General features: G+C 71.5%; 4 protein-coding genes and 1 riboswitch. Of the genes, 3 read left to right on the forward strand and 1 reads right to left on the reverse strand.

All coding sequences use genetic code 11. The features are described from left to right. On the forward strand, window positions 1–350 hold a 350-nt coding region (locus VFL99_RS14350), incomplete at its 5' end, for a hypothetical protein (protein WP_325107054.1). 27 nt (window positions 351–377) lie between these two features. Here the strand turns inward: VFL99_RS14350 and VFL99_RS14355 are convergent. Next, entirely contained in the window at window positions 378–983 is a 606-nt protein-coding gene (locus VFL99_RS14355) for a class I SAM-dependent methyltransferase (protein ID WP_325107055.1), read from the reverse strand. Between the two features lie 62 nt (window positions 984–1,045). Then, window positions 1,046–1,159: riboswitch (SAM riboswitch) on the forward strand. A 32-nt stretch (window positions 1,160–1,191) separates the two neighbouring features. Here VFL99_RS14355 and VFL99_RS14360 point away from each other — a divergent pair. Then, window positions 1,192–2,082 carry a DUF3293 domain-containing protein gene (locus VFL99_RS14360; RefSeq protein WP_325107056.1) on the forward strand — a complete coding sequence of 297 codons (891 nt, stop codon included), beginning with the start codon at window positions 1,192–1,194 and terminating at the stop codon, window positions 2,080–2,082. A gap of 60 nt (window positions 2,083–2,142) precedes the next feature. Continuing rightward, on the forward strand, window positions 2,143–2,514 hold a 372-nt coding region (locus VFL99_RS14365; protein ID WP_325107057.1), incomplete at its 3' end, for a T3SS (YopN, CesT) and YbjN peptide-binding chaperone 1.

The following is a 2,514-nucleotide window of genomic DNA, read 5'->3' on the forward strand; positions in this document are numbered from 1 at the left end:
CGCACACCACCTCGTTCCAGGTGAAGCAGGCGTCGAACGTCTACGCGACATCGCTGACTCGAAGCAAGACCTCGCCGGCCGCAACGACGAAGCGTCTCATCACGGCGGTTGTCCGAGACCGGTACTACAGCAACTACTCGGACGCCTGGGTCAACCGGAAGTCCCACTACGTGCACCTGCAGCGGAAGACCAGCACCGGTTGGAAGTCGGTGAAGTCGGCGCGGACCGACAGCCGTGGTGTGGCCGTGTTGAGATACGTCGGGGCGTCCTCCAAGGCAGCCTGGTGGCGCATCTACACGCCCGGCAGCAGCACCATCTGGCACCACTACTCGGGTCAGATCTGGCGCTGATCCAGCGCACGTGCACGCCGGCGCTTGTCAGGCCGGCCGCAGCAGGGCGACGAGGAAGTCCGCGTCGTCGGTGAGGGGCCGGAGGTCCCAGCTGGACAGGAGGAGGTCGGGCGCGAGCCCGGCCTCCTTCGCGTCGGTGAGGAACTGGTCGAAGGCGTAGCCGCGGCCGGCGCCGAAGCCGACGACGGCCCGGCCGTGGCCGGCGAGGTGGGCGCGGAACCGCTTCAGCACCTGGCCACGGGTGCTCGGCGCGAGAAACGTCATCACGTTGCCGGAGCAGACGATGACGTCGAACGGCTCGGTGACGCCGTGCGCGGCCAGGTCGAGCTCGGCGAGGTCGCCGACGATCCAGCGCGGGCCCGGGTGGTCCTCCTCGGCCGCCGCGATGAGCTTGGGGTCGACGTCGACGCCGACGACCTGGTGACCGGCCTCGTGCAGGTACCCGCCCACACGGCCCGGGCCGCAGCCGGCATCGAGGATGCGCGCGCCGCGCGGCACCATGGCGTCCACCAGTCGTGCCTCGCCGACGATGTCGTCACCGGCGCGGGCCATCGCGCGGAAGCGCTCGACATACCAGTCGGAGTGGCCGGGGTCGGCGGTGACCTTCTGCATCCAGATGCTCTGCTCCACCATGCCGGCATTGTCGCAAGGATGCCGGGGGCGGGTGTCGGTGCCGTGTGCCAGACTGCGTCGCAGGTCAAGAGCAGCGGCCGTAACCCCTCGGAGTGGTCGCTCGGCAACCGGGTCCGCTCCGGTGCCTTCCGAGGAAGACCCGGCGCACGGCATACGCCGTGGGTCAAGCGGACCTCGGTGCCGGGGTCCCGGACCGAGGAGGCTCGACATGAGCGTGTGGGGAGACGACGACAACGGTCCCGTGCCGGCGGGCGTGGGTGGGGGCCGGGAGCAGGTGCGGGTGCCCTACCCGCCGCTGCTCAGCGGGCGGGAGGTGAGCGGGGCGGAGCGGCGTCGCGGGACGTTGCGGCAGCCGAGTGCGGTGGGCTGGCAGGAGAGCTTCCGGCGGAACGTGGTGCGGATCTGGGTCGACGTCGGCGCGGTCGACCTCGTGCCGGGACCACCGCGGAGTGCCTCCGCGCGACCGTCCAGTGTGCTGGCGGAGGGGGACACCGCGTATGTCGTGTGCGCCAGTCACGCGTTCGGGCGCCGGTCGACGTTGGAGGAGGACGCGGCGACCACGCGTTCCCTGCGGGCCGCCCTGGACCTGCAGCACTGGCTCTGGCGGCGGGCGAGCGTCGTTGACGCGCAGCGGTCGTGGGCGGAGACGGGGGCGGTGATCACGGATCCCCACGTCACCGAGGAGGACGTGGACCGGCTGGCCGCCGCATTCGGGCAGGGCGCGTACCTGCGGTGGGACGAGCGTGGGCTGACCTGCGTCCCGACGGGGGTGGACGCGCGTGACTGCCCGAAAGATCCGGTGCCGGTGCAGGCGTTCCCGGCGCAGCTGGGGTGCCCGATGCGGTTCGGGGCCGCGTCCGGCACCTGCACGCCGGAGGGCGGACCGTGGGTGAGCGCGTCCAGGACCACCGCGCTGGTGTGGGAGCACCACCGTGCGTTGCTCGTCGAGGCCCTGGGGTGCAGCGTCTGTCGGGGTGGGCCGGTCGGGAAGGGCCAGTCGATCGCGCTGCGCGAGCTGTACACGCCGTCCCGGGAGGGCGGCTGGCAGTTCGGCCCGCCGCGCGCGGACTTCGAGGACGAGGGGGACGACGATGAGTGAGGACAATGGCGTCGGTGCGCGCACGGAAAGGCCGGCTCGAGTTGCGGCAAGGGGGACAGGATGCGCATCGACCAGGCGCAGGCGTACGTGGAGTCGCTGCTCGAGCGGCTGCTGAAGGTGGAGAAGGTCTGGCCGGATCCTGACGGTGACTACCCGATGCTGTACGGCCACGTCCCGTACTACGTCCGTGTCATCGGCCGGCCGGACGCGGTGGTGCGGGTGTTCTCCGTGGCGCTCGACCAGGTCGAGGCGACGCCGGACCTGCTCGGTGAGCTGAACGAGCTGAACGCCACATCCACGTTCACCCGCGCCTTCCACGCGCACGGGCAGGTGCTCGTCGTGACGGAGGTGCTGGCGGACTCACTCGACCCTGCGGGGTTCGGCAACGCCTGCGAGTGCGTCGGCCGGGTGGCCGCCGACGTGGCAGCGCAC

Source organism: Segeticoccus sp., from assembly GCF_035708005.1.